General features: G+C 72.7%; 17 protein-coding genes and 1 pseudogene. 11 read left to right on the top strand and 7 right to left on the bottom strand.

Annotated features, from left to right (window positions below):
- The first annotated feature begins 131 nt into the window (after nucleotides 1-131).
- Entirely contained in the window at nucleotides 132-467 is a 336-nt protein-coding gene (locus tag E1264_RS14845; protein WP_279490688.1) for an STAS domain-containing protein, read from the top strand.
- A gap of 11 nt (nucleotides 468-478) precedes the next feature.
- On the opposite strand, the gene E1264_RS14850 is transcribed toward E1264_RS14845, so the two are convergent.
- The 5 genes from E1264_RS14850 to E1264_RS14870 all read right to left on the bottom strand — a co-directional run bounded on the left by E1264_RS14850 (nucleotide 479) and on the right by E1264_RS14870 (nucleotide 6230).
- Nucleotides 479-1252, bottom strand: coding sequence for an SGNH/GDSL hydrolase family protein (locus E1264_RS14850; protein WP_132173760.1), 774 nt, complete (start codon nucleotides 1250-1252; stop codon nucleotides 479-481).
- A gap of 121 nt (nucleotides 1253-1373) precedes the next feature.
- Nucleotides 1374-1985, bottom strand: coding sequence for an ATP/GTP-binding protein (locus E1264_RS14855; protein WP_132173762.1), 612 nt, complete (start codon nucleotides 1983-1985; stop codon nucleotides 1374-1376).
- 34 nt (nucleotides 1986-2019) lie between these two features.
- Nucleotides 2020-2490, bottom strand: a complete 471-nt coding sequence (locus tag E1264_RS14860; protein ID WP_132173736.1) for a DUF742 domain-containing protein — start codon at nucleotides 2488-2490, stop codon at nucleotides 2020-2022.
- A gap of 27 nt (nucleotides 2491-2517) precedes the next feature.
- Nucleotides 2518-2970, bottom strand: coding sequence for a roadblock/LC7 domain-containing protein (locus E1264_RS14865; RefSeq protein ID WP_131967349.1), 453 nt, complete (start codon nucleotides 2968-2970; stop codon nucleotides 2518-2520).
- Nucleotides 2967-6230, bottom strand: a complete 3264-nt coding sequence (locus E1264_RS14870; RefSeq protein ID WP_207935920.1) for a nitrate- and nitrite sensing domain-containing protein — start codon at nucleotides 6228-6230, stop codon at nucleotides 2967-2969. The genes E1264_RS14865 and E1264_RS14870 overlap by 4 nt, the downstream gene beginning before the upstream one ends.
- Nucleotides 6231-6900: 670 nt before the next feature.
- On the opposite strand from E1264_RS14870, the gene E1264_RS14875 reads away from it, so the two are divergent.
- The 8 genes from E1264_RS14875 to E1264_RS14910 all read left to right on the top strand — a co-directional run bounded on the left by E1264_RS14875 (nucleotide 6901) and on the right by E1264_RS14910 (nucleotide 14349).
- On the top strand, nucleotides 6901-7887 hold the full coding sequence (locus E1264_RS14875) for an ABC transporter substrate-binding protein (RefSeq protein WP_132173738.1): 987 nt from the start codon (nucleotides 6901-6903) through the stop codon (nucleotides 7885-7887).
- Between the two features lie 21 nt (nucleotides 7888-7908).
- Nucleotides 7909-8721, top strand: a complete 813-nt coding sequence (locus E1264_RS14880) for an ABC transporter permease (protein WP_132173740.1) — start codon at nucleotides 7909-7911, stop codon at nucleotides 8719-8721.
- Entirely contained in the window at nucleotides 8718-9566 is an 849-nt protein-coding gene (locus tag E1264_RS14885; RefSeq protein WP_132173742.1) for an ABC transporter permease, read from the top strand. The genes E1264_RS14880 and E1264_RS14885 overlap by 4 nt, the downstream gene beginning before the upstream one ends.
- Before the next feature lie 108 nt (nucleotides 9567-9674).
- A complete protein-coding gene (locus tag E1264_RS14890) occupies nucleotides 9675-10655 on the top strand; it encodes an ABC transporter substrate-binding protein (protein ID WP_165964185.1) in 981 nt (326 codons plus the stop codon).
- Entirely contained in the window at nucleotides 10652-11428 is a 777-nt protein-coding gene (locus E1264_RS14895; RefSeq protein ID WP_132173746.1) for an ABC transporter permease subunit, read from the top strand. The genes E1264_RS14890 and E1264_RS14895 overlap by 4 nt, the downstream gene beginning before the upstream one ends.
- Nucleotides 11425-12216: an ABC transporter permease gene (locus E1264_RS14900; RefSeq protein WP_132173748.1), complete on the top strand. Its 792-nt coding sequence runs from the start codon at nucleotides 11425-11427 to the stop codon at nucleotides 12214-12216. The genes E1264_RS14895 and E1264_RS14900 overlap by 4 nt, the downstream gene beginning before the upstream one ends.
- Before the next feature lie 40 nt (nucleotides 12217-12256).
- Nucleotides 12257-13069, top strand: coding sequence for an ABC transporter ATP-binding protein (locus E1264_RS14905; RefSeq protein WP_132173750.1), 813 nt, complete (start codon nucleotides 12257-12259; stop codon nucleotides 13067-13069).
- A gap of 14 nt (nucleotides 13070-13083) precedes the next feature.
- Entirely contained in the window at nucleotides 13084-14349 is a 1266-nt protein-coding gene (locus E1264_RS14910; protein ID WP_132173752.1) for a flavin-dependent oxidoreductase, read from the top strand.
- Between the two features lie 9 nt (nucleotides 14350-14358).
- Here E1264_RS14910 and E1264_RS14915 read toward each other — a convergent pair whose 3' ends face one another.
- Nucleotides 14359-14970, bottom strand: coding sequence for a TetR/AcrR family transcriptional regulator (locus E1264_RS14915; protein ID WP_243710938.1), 612 nt, complete (start codon nucleotides 14968-14970; stop codon nucleotides 14359-14361).
- A gap of 113 nt (nucleotides 14971-15083) precedes the next feature.
- Between E1264_RS14915 and E1264_RS14920 the strand changes: the two genes are divergently transcribed.
- Both E1264_RS14920 and E1264_RS14925 read left to right on the top strand, forming a co-directional pair.
- Nucleotides 15084-16469, top strand: a complete 1386-nt coding sequence (locus E1264_RS14920; protein WP_132173754.1) for an MFS transporter — start codon at nucleotides 15084-15086, stop codon at nucleotides 16467-16469.
- An 11-nt stretch (nucleotides 16470-16480) separates the two neighbouring features.
- Entirely contained in the window at nucleotides 16481-17167 is a 687-nt protein-coding gene (locus E1264_RS14925) for an SGNH/GDSL hydrolase family protein (RefSeq protein ID WP_132173756.1), read from the top strand.
- Here the strand turns inward: E1264_RS14925 and E1264_RS14930 are convergent.
- A pseudogene (locus E1264_RS14930) lies at nucleotides 17149-17565 on the bottom strand (bifunctional 3'-5' exonuclease/DNA polymerase); the annotation flags it as partial. The gene E1264_RS14925 and the pseudogene E1264_RS14930 overlap by 19 nt on opposite strands.

The following is a 17565-nucleotide window of genomic DNA, read 5'->3' on the forward strand; positions in this document are numbered from 1 at the left end:
CGGCGGGTGTAGCGCGCCGGGTTGGCAGGCGGGGCCGACCTCGGCAATAGTTGTCGGACGGAAAGCATCCGCGAGCGGACCCGGGCGGATGCGCGTCGACAGGAGAGGAAGCGCCCGTGCCGCCATTGGAAGTGACCATTCGGCCACAGGGTGGGCGCGCCGTCGTGCGACTGCGCGGAGAGCTCGACATCGCCTCCTCCGACGACCTGCGCAGGCACCTGAACGAGGCCCGCCGCAAGCACGGCGAGGACCTCGTCCTCGACCTCACCGAGCTGGAGTTCATGGACTCCGGCGGCCTCTCGGTCATCGTCGCCTGCTACAAGGCCACCTCGGCGGCGGGCGGGAGCCTCGTCCTCGCGGCGCCGCGCTCCATCGTCCGGCGCGCGCTGGAGATCACCGGCCTGCACCGCCGCATCCCGGTCAAGGACACCCTGGACGAGGCCCTCGGCGAACCGGACCCCGCCTGAACCCGGAGGGGTCAGAGCGGGAGGGGGGTGGGGCGCTTCGGTTCGCGGCCGTCGCCGGAGGAGCGCCCGGTGGCGCGGCGGCCGATCCAGGGCAGCAGGTAGGTGCGGGCCCAGCGGACGTCCTCGCGGCGCATCGTGAGCCAGTCGGCGCGGTCGAGCGGCGGCCAGGGCTCGCGCCAGTCGCCCTGCACGGGGACGCCGATGGCGTCCGCGACGAGCAGCGCCATCCGCCGGTGGCCCTCGGGCGACAGGTGCAGGCGGTCCTCGTACCAGGCGCGCGGGTCGTGGAACACGCGCACCGGCCACAGGTCGACGATGGTGCAGCCGCGCCGGTCGGCGATGGCGCGCAGGTGCATGTTGTAGGTGGCGGCCTTGCCGCGGATGCGGGCGCCGCTGCGCAGCCCGCGGGTGTCGAACCCGGTGAAGACGACGACGCGGGCGCCGGTGGCGCGCAGCCGCCGGACGGCGTCGTCGAACACGACCGCGAGCGCGTCCGGGTCGGCGCCGGGACGGATCATGTCGTTCCCGCCGCCGCAGAACGTGACGAGGTCGGGTGCGAGCTCGACGGCGCGCGGCACCTGGTCGTCCACGATCTGCCGGACGAGCTTGCCCCGCACCGCGAGGTTCGCGTAGCGCAGCCCCGGGCTGTCCACGGCGATGTGCTCGGCGAGCCGGTCCGCCCAGCCGCGGAAGCGGTCCGCCTCGCCGGGATAGGGGTCGTTCAGGCCCTCGGTGAAGCTGTCGCCGATGGCCACATACGTCCGAATTCGCTCCATTTCCCGCATCGCAACCCCCATCACCGGTTCATGGTCGATCACGTAGATGAAATGATGCACTCGTGCATCCCGGCTACGCGACCGTAGGCCGCCCCGGTGTGGGGAACGCGACGTCAGGCCCTGCTGAGCGTCAGGTCCAGCTGGGCGAGGTGGTGCCCGGTGCCGCCGGCCGGGCGGGCGGCGCCGCCGCGCCCGCGGGCGCGGTCGTGTGCACCGTCATCGCGTGCTGGACGAGCGTGATCAGCACCTGCTTGGTGGACTCGCGGCTCCGCGCGTCGCACTGCGCGATCGGCACGTGCGGGCTGATCGACAGGGCCTCGCGGATGTCCTCCACGGCGTACTGGAACTCGCCGTGGAACCCGTTGACGCCGACGACGAACGGCAGCCCGAGCTCCTCGAAGTAGTCGACGGCGGCGAAGCAGTCCTCCAGCCGGCGGGTGTCGACCAGCACGACGGCGCCGATCGCGCCGCGGACGAGGTCGTCCCACATGAACCAGAAGCGGTGCTGCCCCGGCGTGCCGAACAGGTACAGGATCAGCTCGCTGTCGAGGGACACGCGGCCGAAGTCCATCGCGACCGTGGTGGTCGTCTTGTCGGGCACGGCCGACAGGTCGTCCACGTCGGCGCTGGCCGCGGTCATCACCGCCTCGGTGGTGAGCGGCATGATCTCCGAGACCGACCCGACGAAGGTGGTCTTGCCGACGCCGAAGCCGCCGCCGACGACGATCTTGACCGAGGTCAGCTCGGCTTCCCCGCCGGGCGGCCCCGGGACCTGGTCAGAGCTTCCGAAGGCCACTGAGCACCCTTTCTAGCAGGCGGAGGTCCGGCTGTCCGCCGGTGGTGGTGGCGGGCTGCGACTGGTGGAGCCGCAGCAGTCCTTCGACGGCCATGTCGGCGACGAGCACCCGCGCGACCCCGAGCGGCAGGCGCAGGAGGGCCGAGACCTCCGCGACCGAGCGGGCGGACCGGCACAGGTCCATGATCGCCCGGTACTCCGGGGTCAGCGCGGCCACGTCCCGCGGCGGGTAGGGCGCCGCGGTGACCAGGGCCTCGATGGCCAGGTCGTAGCGCGGTTTCGTCCGTCCCCCCGTCACCGCGTAGGGGCGCACCAGCGAGCTGGCGTCGCCCTCCTGTCCCTCGGGGGGCCGTCCCTGCGCCGGGGACCGCCCGCCCTCGCCGCGCACGGGGTCGCCAGGCCAGCGCCCCGGCCCGCCGGGGCCGCCTCCGTAGGGACTGCCTCGATCCATGTCGCCGACCTCCGTCAGTCAGTCACATCAAAACCGGGCGGGCCCGGCGCCCATCTCGGTCACCGAAGGCCCCGAGTGCGGAGGCTGCTGCTGGTCCTGGGCGCGCAGCGCGGGGGTCAGCACCCGGCCCACCCGCTCCACCAGCAGCGTCATCTCGTACGCGACGAGACCGAGGTCGCAGTCGGGCGCGGCCAGCACCGCGAACACCGACCCGTTCGTGATGGACATGACGAACAGCAGCCCGCGGTCCATCTCGACGACGGTCTGGTTCACCCCGCCCGCGTCGAATATCTTCGCCGCGCCCTGGGTCAGGCTCATCAGCCCGGAGGCGATCGCCGACAGCTGGTCGGCCCGCTCGGGCGGGAAGCCCGACGAGTACGCCATCGGCAATCCGTCCGAGGAGACCACGACGGCGTGCGCGACCTTCGCGACACGGTCCGCGAAGTTCGTCACCAACCAGTTGAGATCCTGCCCGCTCACCGGGTGCCTCCTGTCTCGCCGTCGCCCTGTTGCGACGCCTCACCTGACGTGCCCTCGCCGCGAATCTCGTGACGTCCCCGGTGGACGCCCCGCTGCAGACTCGCGAACCGGCTGCGTACGACGTCGGCCACCTGGCCCTGTCCCTGCTGGCCCTGCACAGCCTGCCCTTCTCCGGGGCCTCCCGGCAACGGCCCGGCCTGCGCCGCCGCCGCCGCGGGAGCCTGCTCGGTCGCGGCGGGGGCCGCGGCGCGGCCGACCGCCCCTGGCACGCGGTTCTTGCCGGGCACCCGCTTGGGCAGCCCGACGCTGGTGCGGGAGGCCGCGACGGGCTCGCGGGCGGCCTCGGCGGCGCGGAAGCCGGCGTCCGCCGGGGACTCCCAGCCGCGGACGGGGTCCTCGCCCGAACCGGCCGACCGGCGCTGGAACCACTCCGACTGCATCGCGTCGAAGATCGGCGAGCGCTCCGGGAGCCGCGGCGGCGCGGGCCGCGCCTCGGCCGACGGCGGCTGCGGGGGCGGTTCGTGCTGCGCGGCGGCCATCTCCGGGACGGCGTCCTCGGGCGGGCGCGGCGGTGTCGGGGCGGATCGCTCGGGTTCGCGCGTGGCGGGCTCCGTCCAGCGGGCCTCGGGCTGCGAGGCGTCGGCGTACGGGTCTGTCGGCGGCTGGCCGGGGTCGCCGGAGACCTGCCCCAGCGGCCCGGTCTCCCAGGGGATCGGACGGGACGAGCTGGACTCCGGCAGCATCGGCTGGGCCTCGGGAACGACGGACTGCGGCCCGGTCTGCCAGGGTTCCCGCCGGTAGACGCCGTTGCCGGTGCCGTGCGGGCGCTCGCTCTCCGGCCGCTGGTTCTGCGGCCGGTCGTTCTGCGGCCGCTCGTTGCGCGGCTGGAACAGGCCGTTCGGCCCGTCGTCGGTCGGGCGCTTCGGGAGCTGCGCGCCGGGCATGCGGACCGGCAGCTCGCCGGGCCTGCGCGGCGGCCGCTGGTCGTCGGCCGGGCCCTGCTCGCCGTAGGGCGGGACGGGCTGCTCGCCGTAGGGGACCTGCGGCTGCGCGCCGGTGGGGAACGTGGGGTGCTGGCCGGAGCCGCCGGTGGGGATCGGCCCGGTCTCGTTCATCGCCGGCTGGGGCCCGGTGGCGCCGCGGACGGGCCGCAGCGGACCGGTGCCGCCGACCATCGGGTGCGAGCCGGTCGACCCCGCCATCGGGGAGGCGGGCAGCTCGGCGGGCCCGTGGCCGTCCTGCCGGAACCCGCCGCCGCTGCCGAGGGCGGGCGGCTCGGGCGAGGTGGTGAGCGCGGCGAGCTGGCCCTGGCCGTCGGCCTCGCGCGCGGGCAGGCCGCCGCCGCGGCTGCCGATCCCGCCGGCCTCGCCGGGCGTGATCACCGCGTCGGGCAGCACCACGAACGCGGTGAGCCCGCCGCCCTGCGCGGCCCGCAGCTCGACCCGGATGCCGTGCCGGACGGCGAGGCGGCCGACCACGAACAGGCCCATGCGGCGGGCCGCGGAGAAGTCGATGACGGGCGGGTTCGCGAGCCGCCAGTTGGCCTGCTCCAGGTCGTCGGGCGACATCCCGACGCCGTTGTCGGTGATCTGCAGCATGGCGCCGCCGCCGCTGAGCAGCTGCCCGGACACGGTCACCTTGGTGTGCTCGGAGGAGAACACCGTCGCGTTCTCGACCAGCTCGGCCAGCAGGTGGACGAGGTCGTTGACGACGGGCCCGGCGACCGTCATGTCGCCCTGCACCCGCAGCGCGACCCGCTCGTACTGCTCGACCTCCGACAGCGAGGCGCGGATGACGTCGATCAGCGGGACGGGCCGGTTCCACCGGCGCACCTGCTCCTGGCCGCCGAGGACGAGGAGGTTCTCGCAGTTGCGGCGCATGCGGGTGGCGAGGTGGTCCAGCCGGAACAGGTTGCCGAGCTGCTCCTCGTCGCGCTCGCTCTGCTCCAGCGTCTCGATCAGGCGCAGCTGCCGCTCGATCAGGGACTGGCTGCGGCGGGAGAGGTTGACGAACATCGCGTTGATGTTGCCGCGCAGGACGGCCTCGTCGGCCGCCAGCCGGACCGCCTCCCGGTGGACCTCGTCGAAGGCCCGCGCGACCTGGCCGATCTCGTCGGTGGACTCGACGTCGATCGGTTCCACCTCGATGCCGCCGGCCGCGGCCTCCGGATCTCGCAGCCGGTCGACCAGGCCGGGCAGCCGGGTGCTGGCCACGTCGAGCGCGCCGGCCTGCAGCCGGTGCAGCGGCCGCACCAGGGACCGGGCCATCACGACCGTGATCAGCAGGACGATGGCCAGCAGCAGCGCGACGATGACCGAGTCGATGATCGTGGAGGTGCGGGCGTCGGACCGGCGCTCGGCGGCGACGTCCAGGATGTCCTGGGTCAGGTCCAGCTCGGTCAGCCGCATCTTGTTGATCATGTCGGACATGGCGTTCTTGAGCGCCTCGGCCGAGCCGGGGTTGCCGAGCGAGCGGGGCAGCCGCCCGCCGGTCGCGGCGACCGCCGTGATGATCCGCTGCCGGAGTTCGAGCGCGAGGTCGACCTGGCCGCCGACGACGAAGTCCTCGAACACCTGGGTCTGTTCCAGGGTCACCGAGTTGCGGAAGGTCGCGAGCTCGCTGTCCTCCTGCGCGCGGGCGGCGTTGAGGGCGCTCATCTGGTCGGGCGCGAGGCCCCGGCTGCGGGCGCCGAGGAGGAGCAGCGCGCGCTCGCGGGAGACGGCCTCCTTGGCGCGGACGAGCGCGCCGAGCGCCCGGCTGGTCTGGGTGAGGCGGGTGTCGACGACGTTGGAGGAGATGCTGTCGAGGACGGCGATGAGGTCCTGGATCGCCTGGGTGTACTTCTGCAGGATGACGGTGGGCGGCACCTTGCCGCCGATGACGAGGGAGCGCAGCGCCTTGACGGCGTCGAGGCGGTTCAGCACCGCGTCGGCGCCGCGGACGGCCTCGGCGCCGTGCGAGCCGTCGATGGCGGTCGCGCTGTCGCGCACCAGCTGCATCTGGGAGTCGGTGCTGAACTGCGAGGACTGCACGCCGGGCAGGAGGGGGTCGGGCCGTCCCGCGGCGGCGTAGTCGACGGCGAGGTCGCGCTCGGAGGCGAACTCGGTGACGAACTGGGTGATGCTCGCGCCGAGCTCCGCCATGCGCTCCACGCGCCCGTAGGTCTCCGCCTCGCTCACGGAGTCGGCGATGCGCCCCCCGGCGAGCACGACGGCGGCGACCGTCGGAACCAGGATCAGGACGATGAGCCGCTGCGGCACGCGCCAGTTCCGCAGGCTCAGTCTGCTGCCCGCACGTCTCGAACGGTCCGACTGCACCTCGACGTTGCCGGGTCGAGGACGGTCGCGACCTTCGTCGCTAGGTTGCATCCGCCGTTAACACCCTCTCCACACGATGTCGCACGCTCCGTGGCCTCACCGGCGCAAAGGGTTAAAGCGACATCACCTCCACCCTCGGCGCACGACATTGCAGCACATCCACGGATAGGCCGCAAAGGACCCTAGGCCACTCGATATGCACCAATGACGCGATTGTGACTTCGTGCCCGTATGTCCGATTTATCGAGCACGAATGCTCACTCTTCGCACACGGACATTCCGTGATCACAAATGCGCGGACGGTAATACCGTGTTGTCCACCTCATCACCCGGCCGGCGAGCCGGCGACCGGCGGGCGCTCGACCACACCGGAACGGGCATGACCGATCACTCTCCGATTCGGCTCGGCGATGAGCGAACACTGTAGCCCGTGGAGGACACAAGAAAGTCACGCAATTCGGAGCGAATCCACTCAAGCCGCCGGGTCCGCGATAATCTCCGGGCACACCTGGTCAACCAGCGGTGGTGGTCAGAGTCGCTCCCCTGGCCCACTCGTCCCGACCCTAAGCCCTAAGCCCTGCGCACGGAACTCCCCGCAGGATAAGGAGAGCCCATGCGGAAATCTCTGCGTCTCACGGCGCTTCTCGGCGCCGTCGCCCTCACCGTCGCGGTCTCGGGCTGCAGCGATTCGGGCGAATCCTCGTCCGGTGGCGGGAGCCTGGAGATGGACACCATGACGGTGGCGGCGCTCCCCCTGGCCGACAACGTGGCCGTCTACATCGCGCAGAAGGAGGGCCTCTTCGAGGACGAGGGCCTCAAGGTCCAGATCAAGCCGGTGCAGCAGAGCACGCAGGCCATCCCCGCGCTCGTCAAGGGCGACGTGAACGTGATCGCGGGCGCCAACTACGTGTCGTTCCTGCAGGCCAACGACAAGGGCACGGTCAAGCTGAGCGTGCTCGCCGAGGGCGCCTCGCTGACCTCGCACTTCATGGACGTCCTCGTCATGCCCGACTCCGAGATCAAGACCCCCCGGGACCTGGAGGGCAAGAAGGTCGCGGTCAACCTGCTGAACAACGTCCAGACGCTGACGCTGAACGCGATCCTCAAGGCCAACAACGTCAACGCCGCCGAGGTCGAGTACGTGCAGGTGCCGTTCCCGCAGATGGCGGCGGCGCTGGAGCGGGGGCAGGTCGACGCCATCCACGCCGTCGAGCCCTTCACGACCGACATCCAGAAGAGGCTCGGGGCCCGGGTGGCCGTCGACGGCGGCGCCGAGCCCGTGACGAACCTGCCGATCTCCGGCTTCGTCACCACGCGGGACTTCACCCAGAAGAACCCGAAGACGGCCGCGGCGTTCCAGCGCGCGATCTTCGCCGCCCAGCAGCGGGCCAGCACCGACCGCGAGCCCGTCGAGAAGATCCTGCCCAGCTACACCAAGATCGACGGGCGGGTCGCCTCGGTGATCACGCTGCCGGGCTACCCGAGCACGCTGACCACCAACCGCATGCAGCGCGTCGTGGACCTCATGACCGTGGCCGGGATGCTCAAGCAGAAGACCGACCTGAAGCCGGTGCTGTTCCAGGCGCTGCCGCCGTCGTAAAGGGAGGGGCGCGGGCACCCGATGGCAGGCTCGACGACGACGCGGACCCGCGGTCTCTCCCGCACGGGGAGGTGGGCGCGGGGGGCCGCCGGTGTCGCGGCGCTGTTCCTGGCGAGCGAGATCCTCGGCAGGGCGGGCGTCGTCGACCGCTCCTACCTGCCGCCCGCCTCCAGCGTCACCGCGCGCGCCGTCGAGCTGGCCGGCGACCAGGAGTTCCTGTTCAACGTCCGCGTCACGCTCACCGCGTGGGCGCTCGGCCTCGCCATCGCCATCGCGATCGCGGTGCCGCTCGGGCTGCTGCTCGGCAGCGTCCCGGCGGTGAACACCGCGGTCCGGGCCATCGTGGAGTTCCTGCGGCCGATCCCGTCGGTGGCGCTCATCCCGCTGGCGGGGCTGCTGCTCGGCTCGGGCCTCGCCATGGAGGTGCCGCTCATCGTGTACGCCTCCAGCTGGCCGATCCTGTTCAACACCATGTACGGGCTGCACGACGTCGACCCGACGGCCAAGGAGACGCTGCGCGCGTTCGGCTTCGGCCGGGCGCAGGTCCTGCTGCGGGTCTCGCTGCCGAGCGCCGCGCCGTTCATCGCGACGGGCGTGCGTCTGGCCGCGTCGGTCGCGCTCATCCTGGCCGTCGGCACCGAGATCCTGTCCGGGTTCGGCGACGGCCTCGGCATGTTCATCGCGCAGGCCGGATTCGACCCGGACGGGACGCGCGACGTCCTCGCCGGGACCGTGTGGGCGGGCTGCATCGGGCTTGTCATCGACACCGCCCTGGTGCGGTCCGAGAACCGGGTGTTCCGGTGGCACCGGGAGCAGCGGAGCGGCGCGTCATGACGGCCGCCGCCCGTGCCGCCGCCCGTGCCGTGCCCCGCCGCGGCCTGGCCGGACGGCTCGCCGGTGGCCTGCTGCACCGCTGGCTCCCGCTGGCGGTCCTCATCGCGGGCTGGGAGGCGGCGGCGCGCGCCGCGCGGAGCCCGTTCTTCCCGCCGCCGTCCGAGATCGCGGCGCGGATGCGCGACCTGTGGTTCTCCGGCCCGGCGAGCCGGCTGTTCTTCAGCGCGCAGGCGGGCGACTCCATCGCGCCGAGCCTCGCCCGGATGGGCGTCGCGCTGCTGCTGTCGGTCGTGGCGGGCGTCGTCCTCGGCATCGCGCTCGGCCGCTCGGAGCGGGCGCTGGCCTACCTGGAGCCGCTGCTGCAGTTCGCGCGCGTGATCCCGCCGCCCACGATGGTGCCGGTCTTCGTCGTGCTGCTGGAGCTCGGCACGCAGATGCAGGTCACGTCGATCGTGTTCGGCGCCGTCTGGCCGATCCTGCTCAACACGGCGGACGGGGTGCGCAGCGTGGACGCGGTCCAGATGGACACCGCGCACGCGTTCCGGCTGTCGGCCGCCGAGCGGATCCGGTTCGTCATCGTCCCGTCCGCGCTGCCGAAGATCTTCGCGGGGCTGCGGCTGGCGCTGTCGCTGTCGCTCATCCTGATGGTCTTCTCCGAGCTGCTCCCGGGCACGTCCGACGGGCTCGGGTTCGAGCTGACCTACGCGCAGACCGCTTCCGACGTGCCCACCATCTGGGCGGTGATCGTCCTGCTCGGGATCCTCGGCTACCTGTTCAACACGATTCTGCTGGCGGTGGAGCGCCGCGTCCTCTCCTGGCGGCCCGGGACGCGCAATTCCGAATGAACGCGAATCAACCTCGTGTTCTGCTCGGGCCGCGCACACATTGCGCTACGCTCCCGGCTCATTGAAAATCAGCACTTGACGGGCTTCCCCCGAATGGTTGGAGCACTGATGACTGCTTCCCACCGCCGTGCGGCCGTGGCCGGCGCGGTCGCCGTCGCGGTCGCCCTCGCCGCGAGCGCCTGCGGCGGCGAGGACGGCGCCTCGGCCAACGGGCTGGAGAAGTCCGAGATCCTGCTCGGCACGATGACCATCGCCGATACCGCCTCCGTTCAGCTCGCCCTTTCCAAGGGCCTGTTCAAGGCCGAAGGGCTGACGGTCAAAACGCAGGTCATCCAGGGCGGCGCCGCCGGAATCCCGCTGCTGCGCAGCGGCCGGCTGGACATCAGCTTCGGCAATTACGTCTCCCTGTTCACCGCCGGTGTCAAGGACCCCCGCTTCAAACCGAAGATCATCGCCGAGGGTTTCAACAGCGCGGCCAAGACCCATGTCGTGATGGTCCGCGGCGACTCCCCCCACAAGACGATCAAGGACCTGGCCGGGAAGCGGATCGCCGTCAACACCAAGCGCAACATCAGCACGCTGCTGATCCGCTCCGCCGGCCAGGCCCAGGGCGTGACCTTCGACGACGACAAGAGCTTCGTCGAGGTGCCCCCGCCCGCGATGGAGCACGCGCTGAAGTCCGGAAGCGTCGAGGCCGTCCAGGCGATCGAGCCGTTCGGCACCCAGATGCAGCGGTCCATGGGCGCCCGCATGGTCGCCGACCTGTCCAGCGGGCAGACCGCGAACCTCCCGATCGCCGGGTACGCCGCCACCGAGAAGTTCGTGGAGAAGAACCCGAAGACGGTCGCGGCGTTCCAGCGCGCGCTGGTGAAGGCGCAGGGCATGTGCGCCGACCGCAAGGTCGTCGAGAACGTCCTGCCCACCTACGCCAAGGGCATCGACGCGAAGGTCGCGGCCGGCATGGGCTTCGGCGAGTACCCGACCACGCTGGATCCCGCCCACCTGAAGCGCGTGGCCGACCTGATGCAGCGGTTCGGGTACGTGGACAAGCCCATCGACGTCAAGAACTTCGTCGCGACGCCTTCATGAGCCACCGCCGCATCGCTCTCGGCGCCGCCGGCGTCGCCGGGGTGGTGGCCGTCATGGAGGCCGTGAGCCGCACCGGCCTCGTCGACGGCACCGCCCTGCCCCCGGCGTCGACCGTCCTCGCGGAGGCCGCGAAGCTCGCCGCCGACCGGGAGTTCCTCGTGGACGTCGGCGCGACGCTCGCCGCCTGGTCCGGCGGGCTCGTCCTGGCGGTGCTGGTCGCGGTGCCGCTGGGGGTGCTGCTCGGCTCGGTCCCGTTCCTCGGCACCGCCGCCCGCGCGCTGGTGGAGCTGCTGCGGCCGATCCCCTCGGTCGCGCTGATCCCGCTCGTGATCCTCCTGGTCGCCGAGCCGGCGCGGATGAAGATGTCGCTGATCTTCTACGCCTGCCTGTGGCCGATCCTCATCAACACCCTGTACGCGCTCCGCGACGTCGACCCGGTCGCGAAGGACAGCCTGCGCGGCTTCGGCTTCGGGACGCCGTCGGTGCTGTGGCACGTCTCGCTGCCGAGCGCGGCGCCGTTCATCGCGACCGGCGTCCGGATCGCCGCGTCCGTCGCCCTCGTCGTGGTGATCAGCACCGAGCTGTACGCGGGCGGGGTCAACGGCCTGGGGATCTATCTCAGCGAGACCCAGTCGGCGGGCGGCCGGACGGACCTGCTGCTGGCGGGCGCCGTCTGGTGCGGGGTCATCGGGCTGCTCGTCGCCACCGGCCTGCGGAAGCTGGAACGGATCGCGTTCCGCTGGCACGCCTCCCAGATCGAGGGCCTCTCATGAGGGCGGTGCGGGGGTTCGCCGGACGGATCTGGCTCGTCGCGGCCGTCGTCGTGGTGTGGGAGCTCGTGACGCGCGCGGTGGACGACTACTACTACCCGCCGCCGACGACCATCGCGACGTCGCTGCACGAGCTGTGGTTCTCCGGGCCCGCGTCCCGCGCGTTCCTCACCGGGCAGGCCGTCGACGACTTCTCCACGAGCCTCGCGCACCTGTTCATCGGCTGGGCCGCCGCGGGCGTCGCCGGGGTGGTGGCGGGCACGGTGACCGGGCGGTCCCGCGTCCTGTACGACCTGCTGAACCCGGTCCTGGAGTTCCTGCGCGCGGTGCCGCCGCCGACGCTGGTGCCGTTCTTCATCATCGTGTTCCACCTCGGCGCGACCATGCAGGTGGTGACGATCGCGTTCGGCGTGGTGTGGCCCGTGCTGCTCAACACCTGCGACGGCGTCCGCGCCGTGGACACGCTGCAGCTCGACACGGCCCGGGTGTTCGGCGTCGGGCGGCTGCGCCGCCTCGCGGTCGTCATCCTCCCGGCGGCGGCGCCGAAGGTCTTCGCGGGGCTGCGGGTCGCGCTGTCGTTCGCGCTGATCCTGATGGTCTTCTCCGAGATGTTCGGCAGCACCGCCGGCATCGGGGCGCGGCTGGTCGGCGCGCAGCGCGCGTTCGAGGCGAACCCGATGTGGGCCGCGATCGTGATGCTGGGCATCCTCGGCCTGCTGTTCAACACGCTCTTCATGGTCCTGGAACGCCGCCTGCTGGCCTGGCACACGGGGGCGCGGCGGCTCACTTGACGTCCCTACAGAAAAGGCGTCCTAGAGAAAGGCGGGGGTCATGCTCCAGATAACCGGCCTGACGCACTCCTACGGCGGCGACCACGGGGTCCTCGGCGGGATCGACCTCACCGTCCCGGACGGGCAGCTGGTCAGCATCGTCGGCCCGTCCGGCTGCGGGAAGTCCACGCTGCTGCGCTGCATCGCCGGGCTGATCCGGCCGACCGGCGGGACGCTCACCCTGGACGGCGCGCCGATCGACGGCGTGCCCGACGACCTCGCCGTCGTGTTCCAGGACTACAGCCGGTCGCTGTTCCCGTGGCTGAGCGTCCGCGACAACGTGGCGCTGCCGCTGCGCAGGCGCGGGAAGTCGCGCCAGGAGCGGCGCGCGGCGGCGCAGGAGGCCCTCGAATCGGTCGGCCTCCCGGACGCGGGCCGCAAGTACCCGTGGCAGCTGTCGGGCGGCATGCAGCAGCGCGTGTCGATCGCGCGGGCGCTGGCGTACCGGCCGTCGCTGATGCTGATGGACGAGCCGTTCGGGTCCGTGGACGCGCAGACCCGCGAGGACCTGGAGGACCTCCTCCTCCAGGTGCACCGGACGCAGAAGATCACAATCCTGCTCGTCACCCATGACATCGACGAGAGCGTCTACGTCGGTGACCGGGTCGTCGTGCTGCACCGCTCGCCCGCCCGCGTCCACGCGGACCTGGAGGTCGAGCTGCCCGCGTCCCGCGACCAGATCGAGACGCGGGGGCTGCCCGAGTTCGTGCGGCTGCGGGCCGAGGTCGGGCGGCTCGTCCGCGGCGGCGCGCGGTCGGCCGGGTCCGAGCCCGCGGACACCGATTCCGGATCGGACATCGTGACAGAGAAATAGGGGGAACACGTTCCATGCGCGTACTCATCGTGGGGGCGGGGATCGGCGGGCTGACCTGCGCGCTGAGCCTGCACGAGGCCGGTGTGGAGACGCTCGTCGTCGACTCCGCCGCGCGGCTGCGGCCGCTCGGCGTCGGCATCAACCTGCTGCCGCACGCCGTGCGGGAGCTGACGGAGCTGGGGCTCGGCGAGGAGCTGGCCGAGCTCGGCGTCCCGACCGCCGAGATGGTGCACTTCGACCGGTTCGGCGGCCGGATCTGGGGCGAGCCGCGGGGCCGCGCGCTCGGCTACGACTGGCCGCAGTACTCGATCCACCGCGGCGAGCTGCAGATGGCGCTGCTCGACGCCGTGCTGGCGCGGCTCGGGAAGGACGCCGTCCGGTCCGGGACGCTCTTCGAGGGCTTCGAGCAGGACGGGACGCGGGTGCGGGCGCGGCTGCTCGACCGGGCGACCGGGACCGCCGGGACCGCCGAGGCCGACGTGCTGATCGGCGCGGACGGGCTGCACTCCGCCGTCCGCGCGCAGCTGAACCCGGACGAGCCGCCGCCGCTGTGGAACGGGATCCGGATGTGGCGCGGCGTCACCGAGGGCGAGCCGTTCCTGACCGGGCGGACGCTGGCCGTCGCGGGCAGCAACACCGCGGCGAAGATGGTCGTCTACCCGATCTCCATGCGGGCCGAGCGGCGGGGGCGGGCCCTGCTGAACTGGGTCGCGGAGGTGAAGGTCGCGGGCGAGGGGCTCGACACGACCGCCGACTGGGACCGCGAGGGCAGCCTGGAGGACGTCCTGCCCTACTACGCCGACTGGAGGTTCGACTGGCTCGACATCCCGGCGATGCTCGCGGGCTCGGCGGAGATCCTGGAGTACCCGATGGTCGACCGCGACCCGCTCGACCGCTGGACGTCCGGCCGGGTGACGCTGCTCGGCGACGCCGCCCACCCGATGTACCCGATCGGCTCCAACGGGGGGTCGCAGGCCGTGCTGGACGCGCGCGTCCTGGCGCACGAGCTGGTCCGCGCCGCCGACCCCGCCGAGGGGCTGCTCGCCTACGACCGGGCGCGCCGCGAGACCGTCAACGCGATCGTGCTGGCCTGCCGCGACATGCCCGCCGACCGGATCCTGCACACCGTCGGCGAGCGCGCCCCGCATGGCTTCGACGCCATCGAGGACGTCCTGACCGCCGAGGAGCTGGCGACCATCACGGGCGCCTACCGCCGGACGTCCTTCGACGACGTCGAGGCCCTCAACTCGCGGCCGTCGTACTCGGTGCCGAGGGGCTGAGGGGCCGGCTCAGGTCGTCGTCACCGCCGCGAGGCGGGTGTCCATGGCGTGGGCGGCGCGGGCGTAGAGGGACGGGTCGTCGTGCAGGAGCGCGTACGTGGCTCCGGTGCGGCAGAGGGCGTCCAGCTCGAAGGCGAGCTGCGCGACGTCGGCGGACGCGTCGATCTCGCCGAGGTCGCGCGCCTCGCGGATGCAGCGCTCGAAGAACTCGCGCCACTCGCGCTGCGAGGACGCGATCGCGTCGCGGACGCGGCCGGGCCTGGCGTCGAACTCGGCCATCGTCGAGTCGAAGAAGCAGCCGCCGGGGAACACGCGCTGGCGCTGGTAGCGGCGCCAGGAGTCGAGCAGCACGCGGACGCGGCGCAGCCCCTTCGGCACGGCGAGGGCGGGCTCGATCACGTGCTCGCGGTACACCTCGACGGCCCGGCGGACGGTCGCGAGCTGCAGCTCCTCCTTGGACCCGAAGTGCGTGAACACGCCGCTCTTGCTGATCTGCAGCTCGGTGGCGAGCCGGCCGATCGACAGGCCCTCCAGGCCCTCCGCCGAGGCGATGTCGGCGGCGCGGTCGAGGATCGTCCTGCGGGTCTGCTCGCCCTTGAGAAGCCGTCCGTCGGTGCTCACGCCGCCTAATCTGCACGACCGTTCGTGCAAAGTCAATGCGCGTACCCCCTTGACGGAAGGGTCCTCCGACGAAGATTGTACGAACGGTCGTTTATTTTTCTGGAGGGCATTCCATGTCCGTTGAGACCGCAGCGGCGCCGGACGCCGCGCCGCGCGCACGCCGCGACGTGCCCTGGCTGGCGGCCGGGGCGACGTTCCTGGCCATGCTCGACGCCACCGTCGCGAACCTCGCCGTCCCCGACCTGCACGCCGACTTCCCGGGCGCCTCGCTGTCCGGGCTGACCTGGGTGATCACCCTGTACGCGGTGCTGTTCGCGGCGCTGCTCGCCCCCGCCGGGCGGCTCGCCGACCTGATCGGGCGGCGGACGCTCTACCAGTGGGGCATAGGGCTGTTCACGCTGGCGTCGCTGGCCTGCGCGCTCGCGCCGAACGTGCCGATCCTGCTGGCGACCCGCGCGTTCCAGGGCGCCGCGGCCGCCGCGATGATCCCCGCGTCGCTGGCGCTGCTGCTGCGCGACACGCCGCCCGAGCGGCGCGCGGGCGCCATCGGGCTGTGGAGCGCCGCGGGCGCGTTCGCCGCCGCGATCGGCCCCGGCCTCGGCGGGATCCTGGTCGACCAGTTCGGCTGGCGGTCGCTGTTCCTCATCAACGTCCCCGTCGGGCTCGCGCTGCTGCTGGGCGGCCTGCGCCTGCCCCGCGCCGAGCACGGCGAGGGACGCCTGCCCGACCTGATCGGGACCGTCCTGCTCGGCGGCGGCGTCGGCGCGGTCGCGCTCGGCGTCACCCAGACCCAGGACTGGGCCTGGACCGACGCCCGCACCCTGGCCCTGCTGATCGGCGGCGCCGTCCTGGTCGCGCTGGCGCTGTGGCGGTCGGCGCGGCATCCGGTGCCCGCGCTGGAGATCTCGCTGTGGCGCAGCCGCCAGTTCGCCGTCGCCAACGCCGCCTCGTTCCTGTACGGGACGGCCCTGTACACGTGGCTGCTGGTCGGCGTGCTCTACCTCACCGCGGAGTGGGACTACTCGATCCTGAAGGCGGGCTTCGCCTCGACGCCCGGCGCGCTCACCGCCACCGCCGCCGCGATCCTCATGGGCCGCCTCACCGGCCGCATCGGCGTCCGCCCGGCCGTGACCGGCGGTGCGCTGATCATGGTCGGGTGCGGTCTCTGGGCGGTGCTCTCGATGCCGCCCGACCCGCACTACGCCACCTTCTGGCTCCCGATCGGCCTGCTGGTCGGCACCGGAATGGGGATGATCACGACCGGCACCGCGTCCGCCGCCGCGCTCGCCGTGAACCCGCTGCGGTTCGCCGGGGCCACCGGCCTCAACACGACCGCGCGGCAGCTCGGCGGCGCGTTCGGCATCGCCGTGCTCGCCGCGCTGCTGCCCGCCGGGGCGGTGCACGACGACTACACCGGCGTCTACCTGTTCTGCACCATCGCCGCCGGCGGTGCGGGCCTCGCGGGGCTGCTGCTGACCGTCCGGCGCGGCACGTCCTGAGGGGAGCGACGATGACCGAGACGACCCTTTCCGAGTGGACGGACCCGTCCGTCCTGCCGGTGGCCGAGGCCACCGCGCTGCTGGCCGGCGTGTCCTGGAAGCGGATGGTGACGATCGGCGACAGCGTCGCCGAAGGCGTCCGCGAGCCCGCGCCCGGCTACCGCGATCTGTCGTGGGCCGACCGGGTCGAGGAGGCCCTCCGCCTGGTCACGCCCGGGTTCACGGCCCTCAACCTGGGCCGCCGCGACCTCGTCGCCGCGCAGGTCGCGGCGGAGCAGCTCGCGCCCGCGCTGGCGTTCGGCCCCGACCTCGCGCTCGTCGCGGCCGGCGGCAACGACATGCTCCGCCCGCACTTCGACGAGGACGAGGTGCGCCGGGAGCTGACCGCCATCGTGTCCGCGCTCCGTGCCGCCGGCGCGGACGTCGTCACGATCGGCCTCCTCGACATCACCGTCGCCGGACTCGGCCCCTCCCGGTACCGGGACGTCATGTCGGCCCGGACGCGGCGGCTGAACGAGCTGGCGGCCGAGGTCGCCGCCGAGCACGGCGCCTGCCACGCCGCCAACCCCTACGACCATCCGGTCTCCGCCGACCCCGGCATCTACAGCGGCGACCGGCTGCACCTCAACGCCCGCGGGCACGCCTTCGCCGCGGCCAACACCGTCCGCGCGATGGCGGCCTACTTCGCGTCGGAGTAGCGGTCCACCACCGCGATCTCCATCGGGAACACGACCGGCGTGTCGCCGAACAGCAGCCGCCGCGCCTCGCCCGCCGAGGCGTGCACGGCCGCGACGACGTCCCCGGCCAGCCCCGAGGGCGTGTGCACGATGACCTCGTCGTGCTGGAAGAACACCAGCCTGGCCTGGCCGATCGCCGTGAGGCGGCGGCGCAGCGACCCGAGAAGCGCGAGCGCCCAGTCGGCGGCCGTGGCCTGGACGACGAAGTTGCGGGTGAACCGGCCGCGGCTGCGCAGCGCCTGCGCGGCCGCGGCCACCGGCGCGTCGCCGTCGCCCGCCGCTGTCAGCTCGCGCCACCCGGCGGACGGCGGCGGGCACGTCCGCCCCAGCCGGGACCGGACGAGCCCCCCGCGCTCCCC

It is taken from the genome of Actinomadura sp. KC216 (assembly GCF_004348535.1).
Classification (GTDB): domain Bacteria; phylum Actinomycetota; class Actinomycetes; order Streptosporangiales; family Streptosporangiaceae; genus Spirillospora.

What these genes read in the sequence shown, in the direction of transcription:
- E1264_RS14850 (WP_132173760.1), bottom strand. Translation starts at nt 1,252, where the DNA reads ATGCGGGAAATGGAGCGAATTCGGACGTATGTGGCCATCGGCGACAGC.
- E1264_RS14860 (WP_132173736.1), bottom strand. Translation starts at nt 2,490, where the DNA reads ATGGATCGAGGCAGTCCCTACGGAGGCGGCCCCGGCGGGCCGGGGCGC.
- E1264_RS14875 (WP_132173738.1), top strand. Translation starts at nt 6,901, where the DNA reads ATGCGGAAATCTCTGCGTCTCACGGCGCTTCTCGGCGCCGTCGCCCTC.
- E1264_RS14880 (WP_132173740.1), top strand. Translation starts at nt 7,909, where the DNA reads ATGGCAGGCTCGACGACGACGCGGACCCGCGGTCTCTCCCGCACGGGG.
- E1264_RS14885 (WP_132173742.1), top strand. Translation starts at nt 8,718, where the DNA reads ATGACGGCCGCCGCCCGTGCCGCCGCCCGTGCCGTGCCCCGCCGCGGC.
- E1264_RS14890 (WP_165964185.1), top strand. Translation starts at nt 9,675, where the DNA reads ATGACTGCTTCCCACCGCCGTGCGGCCGTGGCCGGCGCGGTCGCCGTC.
- E1264_RS14895 (WP_132173746.1), top strand. Translation starts at nt 10,652, where the DNA reads ATGAGCCACCGCCGCATCGCTCTCGGCGCCGCCGGCGTCGCCGGGGTG.
- E1264_RS14900 (WP_132173748.1), top strand. Translation starts at nt 11,425, where the DNA reads ATGAGGGCGGTGCGGGGGTTCGCCGGACGGATCTGGCTCGTCGCGGCC.
- E1264_RS14905 (WP_132173750.1), top strand. Translation starts at nt 12,257, where the DNA reads ATGCTCCAGATAACCGGCCTGACGCACTCCTACGGCGGCGACCACGGG.
- E1264_RS14910 (WP_132173752.1), top strand. Translation starts at nt 13,084, where the DNA reads ATGCGCGTACTCATCGTGGGGGCGGGGATCGGCGGGCTGACCTGCGCG.
- E1264_RS14920 (WP_132173754.1), top strand. Translation starts at nt 15,084, where the DNA reads ATGTCCGTTGAGACCGCAGCGGCGCCGGACGCCGCGCCGCGCGCACGC.
- E1264_RS14925 (WP_132173756.1), top strand. Translation starts at nt 16,481, where the DNA reads ATGACCGAGACGACCCTTTCCGAGTGGACGGACCCGTCCGTCCTGCCG.